Annotated in this window: 13 protein-coding genes; 4 read left to right on the top strand and 9 right to left on the bottom strand. The window is 59.5% G+C overall.

What is annotated here, in order from left to right; genetic code table 11:
- Positions 1-44: 44 nt before the first annotated feature.
- Genes AC07OT_RS18075 through idi form a run of 4 tightly spaced genes read right to left on the bottom strand, consistent with a single transcriptional unit; the run spans position 45 to position 4,585 of the window.
- Positions 45-1,157, bottom strand: a complete 1,113-nt coding sequence (locus AC07OT_RS18075) for a terpene synthase family protein (RefSeq protein WP_495108668.1) — start codon at positions 1,155-1,157, stop codon at positions 45-47.
- A gap of 41 nt (positions 1,158-1,198) precedes the next feature.
- The gene (locus AC07OT_RS18070; RefSeq protein ID WP_495108667.1) at positions 1,199-2,134 is read right to left on the bottom strand and encodes an SAM-dependent methyltransferase; all 936 of its coding nucleotides are present in this window, start codon (positions 2,132-2,134) and stop codon (positions 1,199-1,201) included.
- Positions 2,135-2,158: 24 nt separating this feature from the next.
- Positions 2,159-4,009, bottom strand: a complete 1,851-nt coding sequence (gene dxs / locus AC07OT_RS18065) for a 1-deoxy-D-xylulose-5-phosphate synthase (RefSeq protein WP_495108666.1) — start codon at positions 4,007-4,009, stop codon at positions 2,159-2,161.
- A 30-nt stretch (positions 4,010-4,039) separates the two neighbouring features.
- Complete coding sequence (gene idi / locus AC07OT_RS18060; RefSeq protein ID WP_495108665.1) at positions 4,040-4,585, bottom strand: isopentenyl-diphosphate Delta-isomerase; 546 nt, start codon at positions 4,583-4,585, stop codon at positions 4,040-4,042.
- A 314-nt stretch (positions 4,586-4,899) separates the two neighbouring features.
- Between idi and ispC the strand changes: the two genes are divergently transcribed.
- Entirely contained in the window at positions 4,900-6,066 is a 1,167-nt protein-coding gene (gene ispC / locus AC07OT_RS18055; RefSeq protein ID WP_495108664.1) for a 1-deoxy-D-xylulose-5-phosphate reductoisomerase, read from the top strand.
- Positions 6,067-6,127: 61 nt separating this feature from the next.
- Here the strand turns inward: ispC and AC07OT_RS18050 are convergent, their stop codons facing one another.
- From AC07OT_RS18050 to AC07OT_RS18040, 3 genes are all read right to left on the bottom strand, one after another.
- Entirely contained in the window at positions 6,128-6,703 is a 576-nt protein-coding gene (locus AC07OT_RS18050; protein WP_495108663.1) for a cytochrome b, read from the bottom strand.
- A 113-nt stretch (positions 6,704-6,816) separates the two neighbouring features.
- Positions 6,817-7,644, bottom strand: a complete 828-nt coding sequence (gene phnX / locus AC07OT_RS18045; RefSeq protein ID WP_495108662.1) for a phosphonoacetaldehyde hydrolase — start codon at positions 7,642-7,644, stop codon at positions 6,817-6,819.
- Positions 7,645-7,671: 27 nt separating this feature from the next.
- Positions 7,672-8,781, bottom strand: a complete 1,110-nt coding sequence (locus AC07OT_RS18040) for a 2-aminoethylphosphonate--pyruvate transaminase (protein ID WP_495108661.1) — start codon at positions 8,779-8,781, stop codon at positions 7,672-7,674.
- Positions 8,782-8,893: 112 nt separating this feature from the next.
- Here AC07OT_RS18040 and AC07OT_RS18035 point away from each other — a divergent pair, with 112 nt between their 5' ends.
- Entirely contained in the window at positions 8,894-9,754 is an 861-nt protein-coding gene (locus AC07OT_RS18035; protein WP_495108660.1) for a LysR substrate-binding domain-containing protein, read from the top strand.
- On the opposite strand, the gene AC07OT_RS18030 is transcribed toward AC07OT_RS18035, so the two are convergent.
- Positions 9,724-10,620, bottom strand: a complete 897-nt coding sequence (locus AC07OT_RS18030; protein ID WP_495108659.1) for a LysR substrate-binding domain-containing protein — start codon at positions 10,618-10,620, stop codon at positions 9,724-9,726. The two genes, AC07OT_RS18035 and AC07OT_RS18030, sit on opposite strands and share 31 nt — an antisense overlap.
- A gap of 257 nt (positions 10,621-10,877) precedes the next feature.
- On the opposite strand from AC07OT_RS18030, the gene AC07OT_RS18025 reads away from it, so the two are divergent.
- A complete protein-coding gene (locus tag AC07OT_RS18025; protein WP_141155415.1) occupies positions 10,878-12,203 on the top strand; it encodes an MFS transporter in 1,326 nt (441 codons plus the stop codon).
- A 109-nt stretch (positions 12,204-12,312) separates the two neighbouring features.
- Positions 12,313-13,020: a YebC/PmpR family DNA-binding transcriptional regulator gene (locus AC07OT_RS18020; RefSeq protein WP_115488513.1), complete on the top strand. Its 708-nt coding sequence runs from the start codon at positions 12,313-12,315 to the stop codon at positions 13,018-13,020.
- Between the two features lie 76 nt (positions 13,021-13,096).
- Here the strand turns inward: AC07OT_RS18020 and AC07OT_RS18015 are convergent, their stop codons facing one another.
- On the bottom strand, positions 13,097-14,401 hold the full coding sequence (locus tag AC07OT_RS18015) for a protein kinase (RefSeq protein WP_495108658.1): 1,305 nt from the start codon (positions 14,399-14,401) through the stop codon (positions 13,097-13,099).
- Positions 14,402-14,411: the final 10 nt, after the last annotated feature.

Raw genomic sequence — 14,411 nt, 5'->3', positions numbered from 1 at the left:
ATCCGCTTCCGGCGGAGCCCAACTTTCCCGCCCAAGCATTGACGTCACTGTTTCGTACGATTGGCCTGTTGTTCTGCAATATCTGCAGCGGCGATTTCATCGGTAGAGGGAAGCGGCCTGATGGTCACTTGCCCGCAGATAAATCGTTTTCCTTTGAAATCGCTCCCGTGGTAACGCGTGCTGACTGCATGGAACTCAGCATTGCCCGAGGCCAGATGCTCCAGTTCCGTGAGGTATTCTCGTACGTCGCTGCGATTGCCGAGCGGCCCGGCAAGCACCTTGTCGCGAGCTGCAATGAGTTTCTTCTCATTGTCCTGAACAATGCCAGCCAGTTTGTCGATCGCTTGCTGAAGCGTGAGCCCCTCAAGGTGCATGAACAACCAGACGGAATTGACAGAGTCCGTGATGTGTAATTCTTTGCGGAACGAATAGGGGTCGTTCACCAGTGTGATCGAGTCGATAGCGGCTGTTTTTACCGTAACGAGTGATTCATCGATTGCCAATGCTTCGGTCATGTCTACGTCGATAGCATATTCAGTCATCATGGCTGCCCACTCACCATAATTATCAACGCGTCGTAGTTCCAGATAACGTTCGAAGGTGAGTGTGTTCATCTCTAACGCCAGCGAGTGGGTCTGTCGGCTAATGAGGGTATTGAGCGAGTCCTCCATGCGTTTCCATACTTGTGGTTTGGATAACAGCTGTTTCTTGATGGGGATCAGCCCCTCATACAGCAGTTGAGCGATAGGAAATTTTGCGGGAGGCTTAATGCCGGCAATTGCGTCGAAGTAATGTTGGCGAAGTTCAGCTTGCAGTGCATGGTTACCAAGGATTTCAGGCCGTGTGGTCGTGTCGTCGATGAGTGTGGTGATACTCATCATTCTTTCCAGATTATAGATCCTGTCGTTTTTAGTATGCGGGTACGCGAGACCGCCATAGGCCGTCATTTCCATAGATAAATAGTGGTCAACGGCTTTCTGGCTACCGTAGTGGGCCAGCATATAGGGGCTATCTGTGAGGGCGACCAGCCTATCCGTTTCCGCATGAGCCGGATGCCACATAGGCTTGAGGGTTAAGTTGAAGTCAGGGTGATAAAGGGTGTCTCCCAGTTTCGGGAGGTTGGCTAAGTGGGATACGAAGTTGGGCGAGCGCTGCATGATTCACTCCTCTATAGCCGTTGTTGGGTGATATGGCTGTACTAGAACCGCTTTGCGATCGTGCTATAGATTGAAAGTTTGTTTTTGACGAGGGCAACCGCCAGGCTCTCGCACATCACGTGTAGCTCTTCCAGCGCACCGGTGATTCCGTTCGGAAAGTGCTGTTCGATATTTGACTTTATATCGAGCAGCCAATGTACGGCGTCAGCATTGCTGGGCAGTACGCGTATGTCCTGGATGGTGAATTTGCTGCGCTCCAGTACGCTCGAAAAATAATCAGCTGTTTTGCGGTGTTGGCAGGCGAGCCTGTCAACCAGATCAGGTATGTCAGAGGTATATTTATCCAATGCTACGTTGTAGAGGTTGTCGGAAATAATGATCGTGCCACCCGTGGCCATGCGCTGCCATAACTTTTTCATGACGGTTTCGTATAAATCATTGGGGAAGTGAGAGATAACACCACGCATAATCACCACGTCATAGAGGCTATCCAAATCGGGTAATAAATCGATGTCATGTGCGTTGCATTGATATAAATGAATACGCTTGGATAATCCCTGTTTTGTATGCAGTTTGGCACTGTGCTGCAGCTGGCGCCCGCTGATATTGACGCCGTCCAAGTGCTGGCAATCGGGGAAGTGTTCAGCCATATACCTCAAAGCAGTACCCCAGCCGCAGCCAACATCGAGAATACGGTTGATAGTCGGTTTTTCAGTTGGTGCAAGGCCGGCCAGTTTCAATTGTCTTTCGAAGTACCGTTTGCCTGACTCATCAAGCGTAAGAGGTGGCGCGGAACATGTGTCATCGTAGACGCCAAACTGGAACCACAAGGCATTGCCAATCGCCTTGCGCCAATCATCAGGACTGTCGCCATAGGCGCGTACGACTCGCTCTTGATAGGGATTGATACTGGGGCCCCGTATGATTTTATAAGGGCGCTCAGCCTCGGCTAGGGTACTTGCTGTGTGCTTGTTCACAGGGTGCCTCCTTGGGGCAGGCGTTCAGGCTGTTGCCAAGACTGAAACGTCGCCTGTTATCGCGCGGTTGTTGGAAAACGCTATTCCGTGCGGCTTCAGAAACGCCTCTACCGCATGGATGATTCCGGGCGTATCCAGTCCGCATAGGCCAAGCACTTTTTCGGGGGGGCCATGCTCGATGAAGTGATCGTGGAGCCCTAATTGCAGCACGGGGGGTGAGTGGCCCGCGCTCACCCATTGCTCAATACACGCCGAGCCGGCCCCCCCTGTCACGCAACCTTCTTCAAGGGTTACAAGCCAGTCATGGGTAAACGCCAGGCGTTTAATCAGGTCAGTGTCAATGGGCTTGATAAAACGCATGTTGGCCACCGTCGCATCGAACGTATCGGCGGCTTCAAGAGCCGGCGACAACAGTGAGCCGAACGTCAGGAAAGCGATGCGGTACCCCTCTGGTTGAGTGGATGTTCTGCGGATCTCACCTTTCCCCACCGGCACTGTCTGCAGTGCTATTGCCGCAGTCGCACCGCAACCTGTTCCTCGTGGATAGCGCACAGCACTCGGCCCCTTCAGGAGCAACGCGGTATGCAACATCTGTCGACATTCATTTTCATCGGCAGGCGCCATGATCGTCAGGTTGGGCACACAGCGCAGATAAGCAATATCAAAGGCCCCGTTGTGGGTGGCGCCGTCGGCACCGACGATACCTGCCCGGTCGATGGCGAATACCACCGGCAGATTTTGAATGGCGATGTCGTGAATCAACTGGTCATAGGCGCGTTGCAGGAAGGTCGAGTAGATCGCGACTACTGGCTTCATGCCTTCGGCAGCAAGCCCGGCGGCGAAGGTCAGGGCGTGTTGCTCGGCGATGCCGACATCGAAGTAGCGATCCGGGAAACGTCGTTCAAATTCAACCAGCCCCGAACCTTCGCGCATGGCGGGAGTAATGGCGACGACGCGCGGATCGTTTTGCGCCTCGTCACACAGCCATTGGCCAAATACCTGTGTATAGGTGGGGCTGCCTGGCGTGCCGGGAAGGATGCCTTGAGCCGGTTCGAACTTTCCGGGGCCGTGATAGAGCACCGGGTCAGTGGCGGCCGGTGAATAGCCGTGGCCCTTTTCCGTGATGATATGCAGCAGTTGCGGCCCGCGCAGGTTACGCATGGCTGACAGGGCGGGCAGCAATTCGTCCAGATCATGCCCGTTGATGGGACCGTGATACTGGAATCCCAGCGCCTCGAACATCGGTGCCGGAGCAGCGAGCCCTTCGAGCTTGATGGCGCAGCGGTTGAACCGGAGTTGGCCCAGGTGAGAACACAGGGCGCCGACGGCAGGTGAAATCGACATGGCGTTGTCATTGAGGATCACCAGTAACGGCAAGTCCCTGTACAGCCCGGCATTGTTCATGGCTTCGAACGCCATGCCGCCCGACAGGGCGCCATCGCCGATCACCGCAATGCAGTGGTGACGCTCGCCTTTGAGGTGGGCGGCCAATGCCATGCCCAGGGTCGCCGAAATCGAAGTGCTGGAATGTGCGGTGCCAAAGGCGTCATAGCGCGATTCGCTGCGCCTCGGGAACCCCGAGATACCACCCGACTGACGGATGCCCGCCATGGCTTCACGGCGACCGGTGAGGATTTTATGCGCGTAGGCCTGATGCCCCACATCCCATACAAGCCGGTCCGTGGGGGTGTCGAACACATAATGCAAGGCGATGCTCAATTCGACGGTGCCCAGATTCGCGGACAGATGGCCGCCGGTCTTTGCAACGCTATGCAGTATGAAGGCCCGCAGCTCATCGGCCAGAGGCCCAAGCGCATTGGGGTGCAGTGCCCGTAAATCTTCGGGTATGTCGATGGTATTGAGTAGTTCGAACATGGTGAACACTCCGGTTGGCGCCAGTTAGCCCTAACGATTGGCGGGCGCCAGCTCTTTCCAGGCGTGCACGCCCGCCAGTCCAATGGACTCGAATATCCGTCGGAACCAGACAGTGAAGGTGCCGGGAGCGGCGTTGATGCGTGCATGGATCTGTGTAAGCGTCGTCCATTGCCACGCATGGGCTTCGTTGGGATTGGCAATTGGATCGCCAGGGTTGACGCCAACGAAGATGTGATCGAACTCATGCTCAATGAGCTGGTTTGAAACCGGCTCGCGATAAAGCAGGGTGGAGACTTTGCGCAGGGAGCAGGTTATTCCCATCTCTTCCCGCAGGCGGCGTTCTGCCGCCGTCTTGGTCCGTTCGCCGGGGCGGGGGTGACCGCAGCAGGTGTTGGTCCACAAGCCTTGAGAGTGGTATTTGCCGAATGCCCGTTGTTGCAGTAATAAACGGCCCGCGTCATCGAAGATGAACACCGAAAACGCTCGATGCAGTTGGCCTGTGCGATGTGCCTCCAATTTGGAGGCACAGCCTTTTTTACGGTCGTGTCGATCGACCAGAATCAGTAACTCGCTCATAACGAAGGCTCCATCCATTGTGTCTTCGCTACAGGGTTACGGCGAGAAAGATAATGTAGTGAACAGCAGACATGTACACGGGTAGGGCGAAACTTAGTGGGTGGGGTTTTACTTTTCAAGCATTTTTTTAGAATGGATTTGCTGTGTTTTTCTTAAGTAATTGCGAGTTGTTATATATGGTGTTGTGCGCGTTGAGTGACGGGTTTATTGTTTTTTATATGAAAATATATAGCTAAATTTTATAGGCGGTTAAGGTGCAGGTGCCAAAATCGAAAGGGTAAGTTTTGCGTGTAAAGAAGCTAGAGGGTGGAGCTATGTTGCAGCGCCTTTGTATTCTCGGTTCTACCGGGGCCATTGGCGACAGTACTTTAGCGGTAGTCGCAGGTAATCCGGATGCATTTGTCGTGTATGCGTTAAGTGCGCATCGTAATATCGAAAAGTTGTTTAAGCAGTGTTTGAGGTATAAGCCCGCGCTGGCAATTGTCAGTGAGCCGCATCACGCCATTGAGCTTCAGGCCCATCTTCAAGCGGCGCAATTGCCCACAGAGGTCGGATGTGGCCTGGACGCCTTATGTGCCGCCAGCGCCGGAGAGTGCGATACGGTGGTCGCTGCGATTGTCGGGGCGGCCGGGCTCCTGCCCACGTTGAGTGCGGCCAGGGCCGGTAAAAAAATACTGCTGGCGAACAAGGAAGCGCTGGTTATGTCAGGCGCATTGTTCATGGACACGTCCCGTGAGTCAGGCGCGCTTATCTTGCCAATCGACAGCGAACACAATGCAATTTTCCAATGCCTGCAAGGCAGCCGTGATGGCCTGGTCGGGGTGGATCGTTTGATCCTCACGGCGTCGGGAGGCCCGTTCAGGACGCGCTCCGTTGCCTCTCTGAAGGACGTCACGCCAAAAGAAGCCTGTGCGCATCCCAATTGGGTGATGGGCCGTAAGATTTCCGTTGATTCGGCGACGATGATTAACAAAGGCCTGGAGATCATTGAGGCTCGTTGGCTGTTTGACATTGCGCCATCCCGCATAGAAGCCTTGATACACCCCCAGAGTATCGTTCACTCCATGGTGGTATTTCGAGATCAGTCCGTGTTGGCTCAGTTGGGTCGCCCGGATATGCGCACTCCCATTGCCCATGCATTGGGCTATCCCCATCGCGTGCTGTCTGGCGTGCCCTCGTTGGATTTGACCCAATTATCCGGGTTGACGTTTGAAGAGCCTGATCTGCAACGGTTTCCCTGTCTTGAGTTGGCAATGGCGGTGATTAATGAGCATCCAGAGGCCAGCGTTATATTAAATGCTTCCAATGAAGTAGCGGTGGACGCCTTTTTGTCTTCACGCATTCGTTTTACGGATATCGAAAGGGTTATTCGCCGTACCTTGCAGCGCGTTACTGCGACAACGCTTGATTCACTGGAGGATATTCTGGACAAGGACGAACAGGCACGCGCAGTCAGCCGTGAGTCAATTGCTTTGTTATAGACCGCGGCGCATCCGCAGCCCGCATGGAAGGCCCTGCGGGCTTTGGCTATTTGCTAAAGGATCAGTCAGCCGACTGGGTGAAGGATCCGCCACGCCTGCCCGGCATCATCCGCAGCGCCGTGTTATCACGCATCACATAATGATGAAAGATCCCCGCCAACGCATGTAGGCCAATCAGCCAGTAACCGACCTTGCCGAACCACACATGCCAGCCTTCAATCTCTTTGGCCAGCGCCTTGTTTTCAGCGATCAGCGGCGGCAACTCGATCCCGTAAAACATCACCGAATGCCCCTCGGCACTGACGATCAGCCAACCGGCAATCGGCATGCCGATCATCAAGGCGTACAGCGCGACGTGCATCAGCGTGGCCAGCAGGCTTTGCCATTGCGGCGGGGCGGGGACGATCTTGGGGGCAACCCCCAGGCTGCGCGCGAACAGGCGCAGCCACACCAGCACAAACACGGTGAGGCCGAACATGAAGTGCATCTCGACGATCAACGTCCGTGCACCGCTGCCTTTGGGGAACTGGCCGCGTAACTCAATGCAGGCGTAGACCACCGCCAGCAGCACCACCATCAACCAGTGCAGCGCAATCGACATGGTGCTGTAGCGCGTATCGGAATTTTTCCACGGCATCGCTGGGTTCCTCACTCATCAGGGCGAACCTTCGTTCTTTGGCGACGAAGTCCTTTTACTGTAAGCCTGTTTTGCGCGGTTTGCCCGGTGCGATGTCGTTGTCTTGACCTCTATCAGTCGCTTTGCGGCATTTCGCCGCGGGCCAGGCGCTGGTTGATGTCGGCGATGACGGCCGGGAGGTCGGTAATGGTGTCGATCAGGTAGTGGGGGCGGGAGCCTGCGAACATCGCTTCGATACGCGTGCGTTCGCTGGCCAGCGTCGCGGCGTCGAGGGCGCGAAACTGCGCGTAGGTCAGGCCCAGGGCGTTGCCGGAGCAGGTCAGGGCCACGGTCCACATCCCGGCGCGACGGCCTTCGAGGATGCCCGGCACGGTGTCGTCGACCTTGACGCACGCCGCCACATCGTCGATGCCCAGGGCGATCACGTTGGCGAGTGCCTGGGCTGGCCATGGGCGGCCGTTGGGCACTTCGTCGGTGGCGACCACGTGGTCGGCGACGTAGCCGTTGGTGGCGGCCAGGGCGACCACCTTATCCATGACTTGCTTGGGATAGCCCGAGCAGGAGCCGATCTTGATGCCTTGCCCGCGCAGCTGGCCGATGGTCTCGAGGGCACCGGGGATCAGCGCCGAGTGCTCGGCGATTTTCTCGATCTGCAACGGCATGAAGCGCTGGTAGATGGCGGTCACGTCGTCATCGGTGGGCGTGCGGCCGAACGCCTGGCGGTAGCGCTCGGCGACTTGCGGCTGGTCGCACAGGGTGCGGATATGGTCCCACTTGCCCATGCCCATCGGGCCACGGGCTTCTTCGATGGAAACCTGCACATCGAATTCGGCGAAGGCCTCGACGAAAATCTGCGTGGGGGCGAAAGAGCCGAAGTCGACCACGGTGCCGGCCCAGTCGAGGATGACGGCCTGGAGGGTGTTGGGGTTTTGATAGTTCATGGTTCAGATCCTGTGGGTAAGGGGCAATCAGATGTCCGACACTTCCATTTCTTCCAGCACCTCGGCGATCGCCTTGACCGCTGCGCGCATCCCTTGCGCATCGACATGGCCGATGCAGCCCACGCGGAACGTCTCCACCTGGGTCAATTTGCCGGGGTACAGAATGAAACCCTTGGCCTTGACCCGTTCGTAGAAGTCCTTGAACTGGTAGCGCGGGTCCTGCGGTGCGTGAAAGGTCACGATGATCGGGGCCTGGATCGCCGCCGGCAGGAAGCTGCGCAGGCCCAGTGCGGCCATGCCGTCGAGCAATGCCTGGCAGTTGTCGGCATAGCGTCGGTGGCGCGCGGGCAGGCCGCCTTCTTCCTGGTATTGCAGCAGCGCTTCGTGCAGGGCGGCGACCACATGGGTTGGCGGGGTAAAGCGCCATTGGCCGGTCTTGAGCATGTAGCTGTGCTGGTCGAACAGGTCCATCGCCAGGGAGTGGCAGTTGCCCTGGGCGGCGGCCAGCGCCTGTTTGTCGGCAAAGACGAAGCCCATGCCCGGCACGCCTTCCAGGCACTTGCCCGAGGCAGCGATCAGTGCGTCGAACGGCACCTCGCGGGCATCGATCGGCAGCGCGCCGAAGGAGCTCATGGCGTCGACGATCAGGCGCTTGCCATGGTTTTTCACGACCTGGGCGATCTGCGGCAGCGGGTTGATGATGCCGGTGCTGGTTTCGCAATGGATCAACGCAACGTGGGTGATGGCGCTGTCTGCCGCCAGCAGGCGGTCCACGTCGGCGGCGGTGGTGGGCTCGTCCTCGGCGGTTTCAAAGGTGCTGAAATCACGGCCGAGCACTTCGCAGATCTTGGCCAGGCGCTTGCCGTAGGCGCCGTTGATCAGCACCAGTACCTTGCCGTCACGCGGGACCAGGGTGCCGATGGCGGCTTCGACCGCAAAGGTGCCGCTGCCTTGCAACGGCACGCAATGGTGGCTGCCTTCGCCGTGGAGGATCGCCAGCAATTGCTCGCAGACGCTGGCGGTGAGTTGGTTGAAACGGTCATCCCATGAACCCCAGTCCACCATCATCGCCTGACGGGTGCGGTTGGAAGTGGTCAGGGGGCCAGGGGTCAGCAGGATCGGCGCGGCAGTGGTCATTTCAAGTCCTCGCAAGACATCGGGGTTGAAGCTACGGCGCCTAAATTGCAGTTTGGCTTGTCATCAATCAAATTGTTTGTTGTTATGCGAGCTATCAGTGAGACCGATAACCATGAACCTGTTCCAACTGCGCGCATTCGATGCCGTGGCCCGCGAGGGCAGCTTTACCCGTGCTGCCGCGCGGCTGTTCATCAGCCAACCGGCGGTGACCGGGCATATCAAGGCCTTGGAGGAGCACTACCAGATCCCATTGCTGCGCCGCACCGCCCGACGGGTGGAGTTGACCGAAGAGGGCGCGCGGCTGGCGGCGATCACGCGGGCGATCTTTGGCCTGGTGGACGAAGCCCAGACGATGCTGGAGGCCAACCGCCAACTGCTGACCGGGCGCCTGGAAGTCGCGGCGGACGGCCCGCACCTGGTGATGCCGATGATTGCCAGCCTGCGCGCGCGCTACCCCGGGATTACCGTCAACCTGCGCCTGGGCAATGCCCAGGAAACCCTTGCCGCACTCTTGTCTGAACATGCGGATGTGGCGGTACTCACCGAAGTGGAACCGCGCAACGGTCTGCACCTGCAACCGTTGAGCGAGTCGCGGATGTGCGCATTGGTGCCGGCCAGCCATGCGTGGGCGCAGCAACCCGAGGGTATTCGCCTTGAGCAACTCAACGAGGTGATCATGGTGCTGCGCGAGCCCAGTTCCATCACCCGGCGTACCTTCGATGAGGCCTGCATGGCCGCGAATGTGCAGCCCAAGGTGCTGCTGGAGCTGGACAGCCGCGAGGCGGTGACCGAAGCCGTCGCCGCTGAGCTGGGAGTGGGCGTGGTCTCGTCCATGGAAGTCAGCCCCGACCCACGGGTGCAGGCGGTGCCGATTCAGGGCGAGGGGCTGGTCAACCGGCACCTGCTCGGTTGCATGGAGCGGCGGCGCTCGTTGCGCCTGATTCAGGCGTTCTTCGAGTTGGCGCCGGGCTGAAGGCTGTCGCGCACGATCTCCAGGAATGTCGCCACCACCCGGCGTGAACTCTGTTCCTTGAGGCACACCAGGGTTTCTTTCATGCGCTGGCTGCAATCGCGGATCGGCATGGCGTATACCCGCGAGTCGGCGCCGAACTCCGCCGCCGAGACCACGCCCACGCCGATGCCCACCACCACCGCTTCACGGGCGGCCTCGCGGCCCTCCACCTGGATCGCCGGGCGAATGCGCAAGCCTGCCTGGCTCATTTCCTGCTCCAGGGTCTGGCGGGTGACCGAGCCGATTTCGCGCAATACCAGCGGCGTGTCGTCCAGGTCGGCCAGGCAGATGGACGCGCGTCCGGCCCACGGGTGGTTGCGCGCGACAAAGGCGAGCAATTGGTCGTCGGGCAACGGCAGCGACAGTAGGCGCTCATCGTCGACGTCGCGGCCCAGCAAGGCCAGGTCGGCCTGGTAGTTGTACAGGCGAGACAGCGATTCATCGGTGTTGCCGGTTTCGATCTTCACGCTGATCCCCGGGTACAGCTGGCAAAAGCGCGCGATCTGCGGCAGCACATGCACCGGGGCATCCACGGCGAGGGTGAGGGTGCCGGTGAGCAGCGCGCGGGAGTCCTGCAACAGTTCCTCGGCTTCGGCTTCGATCACAAACAGGCGCTGGGTGATGCTCAGCAGGCGTTCGCCCAGGTCGGTCAGGCGCACCGAGCGCTTGTTGCGATGAAACAACAGCACGCCGAAGCGCTCTTCGAGTTTGCGCACCTGGTCGGAAATCGCCGGTTGCGTCAGGAACAACCGTTCGGCGGCCTGGGTGAAACTGCCGTGGACGGCGACGGCATGGAACGCTTTGAGCTGTGCGTGGGACACCGACATCGCGAATCCTCTTACAAGCTGAACTTATATTTGAAATACGATAAATCGATTTTACCTATTAGTCAGCCATTGCTTTGATACGCCTCAACCCCCGTAGGTTGAGTCCTACAACCTACGGGGCCATGGGCTCCTGGATACCGAACCCATCTGACCAATGCCGCGCCATCCACGGCTCGGCATTGCAGTGCTCAACCATAAAAACAACAGGCATTCGCTTCTCGATTCTGCCGGCACACTCACCTGAGGTCAGAACCACCATGAATATCCCTATGGGTAGCATCAAGCGTTGGCGCGTGCAGATTTTCGCCATCACCTGGCTGGCGTACGCCGCGTTCTATTTCACTCGCAAAGCGTTTTCCGTGGCCAAGCTGGGGATCGTCGACGACCCGAGTTTCCCCCTCGACAAAATGATGATGGCCAACCTGGATGGCATTTACCTGGCGGCCTATGCCGTCGGGCAGTTTACCTGGGGCATGCTGGCTGATCGCTTCGGGCCGCGTGTCGTGGTGCTCGGCGGGTTACTGATTTCTGCCGCTGCGGCGCTGGTGATGGGCACGTTCGCCACCTTGCCGATCTTTATCAGCTGCATGTTGATCCAGGGGTTGGCGCAGTCCACCGGCTGGTCGGGATTGTGCAAGAACCTCGGCAGTTTCTTCCCGGCGCAGCAGCGCGGGCGAGTGTTGGGGCTATGGAGTTCGTGCTACGCCTTCGGCGGCCTGGTGGCGTCGCCCTTTGCCGGGTGGTGGGCCTACACCCTGATCGGCAGCTGGCATGCGGCGTTTATCTCCAGTGCGGCGGTGGTGGCGTGTGTGGCGCTGCTGTTCTTTCTCTTCCAGCGCAACACGCCCCAGGACGTGGGCTTGCCGGCCGTGGAACCAGAGCCGCTGTTGAGCGCCGAGGAGGCCGCCGCCGAGAAACGCATCAGCGTGCTGGAACCGCTGCGGGCGATTTTGCGTAACCGCACTGTCTTGACCCTGGGGCTGGCGTACTTCCTGCTGAAACCGGCGCGCTACGCAATCCTGTTGTGGGGGCCGGTGATCGTGTATGAGCAGATGCCGTCGGTGGGCAAGGTCGGCGCGGCCATCGTGCCGACGGCGTTCGAACTGGCCGGTTTGCTGGGGCCAGTGCTGATCGGGCTGGCGTCCGACAAACTGTTCGGCGCCCGCCGCATGCCGGCCTGCGTGCTCAGCCTGCTGGCCCTGACCGTGGCCCTGGCGCTGTTCATGGGCGCACTGCACACCGGCAGCGTGGTGCTGGTGATGGCGTTGCTGTTTGTCATGGGCCTGACCCTCTACGGGCCGGACTCGATGATCAGCAGCACCGCCGCCATCGACTTCGGCACCGCCAAGGCGGGGGCGACGGCCGCAGGCTTTGTGAACGGTTGCGGTTCGGTGGGGGCGATCCTCGGCGGGTTGCTGCCGGGTTACTTCGATACGGTGACGGTGTTTATCGTGTTTGCCGGTGCCGCGCTGTTTTCCTCGCTGGTGCTGATGCCCTACTGGAACGCCAGGCCGGCCGTGCTGGCCCAGGTCGGGGATTTCGTGCCGGACTGCCGTGGGGCGATCAAACCCTTGCGAACCTGAGGGGTATGGCCGGTTTTTTGGTGGATCAGAGCGTTTTTGCCCTATAAACTCTGCCCCCAAAGCGCCGGCCAGTAGACGTTTCGGCGCGATGTATAGAAGAGAGTGAGTCATGGGCGCACAGTGGAAAGTCAAACATAAAGAAGCGGCATCCAATGCCAAGGGCAAGATCTTCGGCAAGCTGGTGAAAGAAATCACCATCGCCGCCCGCAACGGTGCCGACACCGCGACCAACGCCCACCTGCGTCTGGTGGTGGAACAGGCCAAAAAGGCCTCGATGCCCAAGGAAACCCTGGAACGCGCGATCAAGAAGGGCGCCGGTCTGCTCGGTGAAACCGTGCAATACCACCGCGTGACCTACGAAGGGTTCGCCCCGCACCAGGTACCGCTGATCGTCGAGTGCGTGACCGACAACATCAACCGCACCGTGGCGGAAATCCGCGTGGCGTTCCGCAAGGGGCAGCTGGGTGCTTCCGGCTCCGTGGCCTGGGATTTCAACCATGTCGGCCTGATCGAAGCCTCGCCGGACACCCCGGATGCCGATGCGGAAATGGCCGCGATCGAAGCCGGTGCGCAGGACTTTGAAGACGGCGAAGAAGAAGGCACCACCCTGTTCATCACCGAGACCACCGACCTGGACGCCGTGCAAAAGGCCCTGCCGGAACAGGGTTTCACCGTGCTGTCGGCCAAGTTGGGCTACATCTCGAAGAACCCGGTAAGCGGCCTGACCGATGAGCAGATGGCTGAAGTCGAAGCCTTCCTCGAAGGCTTGGACAACCACGACGACGTGCAGGACATGTTCGTCGGCCTGGCCGTCTGATTTATCAACTGAAGAAACGCGATCCAAATGTGGGAGGGGGCAAGTCGAGTCGTCGCACCGCCCCTCCCACATTTGTTTAGCGGTGTTGGATGGATTGCAGCAGGGCGTTGATTTCTTCGAAGCTCGGCCGTGCCAACACGTCGGGCTGGCAACAGCTTTTCTGCAAATCCAACAGCGCCTCGTCAATCAACCCCGCCTCAACCCGCTCCAGCAATTCCCCCAGCAGCACCCCGAACGCGCGCACTTCAATGCGTTGCAAGGCTCGTGTTTCCAAGGTGTCTGCCTTGGTATGAAACGACGCCGCGCCAAAGTCCCCGAGCAAACAATCGCCCGCTTCATTCCACAGGATATTGTGCCCGTATAGGTCGCCATGGGTGATGCCGTGCCGGTGCAGATGCGCCGCCACGGAGGCGATGCCCCGTGCCATGCGCAAGGCTACGTCGAGGCTGAAGCGGGTGGCGGGGGCGTAGACGTCGCGGGTGCAGGAGGCCAGGCTCGGCAGGGCGGCGAGGTTGCGGTAGCTCGGGTCGATCAGGTCCATGACCAATGCGGCCTGGTCCTCGGGGGCACCCACCGCGCGGCCTTGCACCTTGATCAGGTTAGGGTGCAACCCGGCGGCGATGCAGGCCTGCATTTCGTGCAGCGGCGAGCCGTCGCTGGTGATCGTGCCTTTGTACAGCTTGACGGCGACGGGCTTGGCGGTGGGTGTCCACAGGGCCTTGCGGATAACCCCCGAGGCACCTTCGCCCAGCACCTCGGCCAGTTCCAGTTCCGTCCAGGGAATAGCCGCTGTCGTGTCGTCTACCGTCACATCCACGGCCATTTCCACCGGGTTGCCCGCATAGGCCAGCCACGTCAGGCTCGGCAGCGTCAACAGCCACTCGGGCAGGCGCGTGAGGCGGTTGGAGGCAATGCGGATCAGCTCCAGGTTGCTGCAGTTGGCCAGGCTCTGCGGCAACTGCGTCAGTTGGTTCCCGGCGAGCATCAGTTTCTGCAGCAGCGGCCGCTCGCCCAACTCGCGGGGTAACTGGCTGATGCGGTTGTCTGTGAGGATCAGCCAGCGCAGCAACGGTGGCAGCGCGGCGGCGGGCACGTGGCTGATCTGGTTGGCCTTGAAGCCGATCATGCTCAGTTTGGCGCATTGGCCCAGGCATTCCGGCAGTTCGGTAAAGGCGTTGTCCGAGCAGAACAGCACACGCAGGTGCGGCAGGCGGTGCAGGTCGTCGGGCAGGCGGCTCAGGGCATTGCCGCTGAGGTTGAGGATTTCCAGGGAGTCGGCCAGCCCGAAGATTTCCTCAGGAAATTCGGTGAGCCCGCAGGACAGGTCCAGGCGCGTAATGCCGGCCAAGTGGCCGGCCTTGAGTTGGGCGAGGGTATTCATGAACGGCGCG

This window comes from Pseudomonas sp. GW821-FHT09C10, from assembly GCF_059418085.1.
This window is presented reverse-complemented; position numbering and strand designations above follow the sequence as displayed.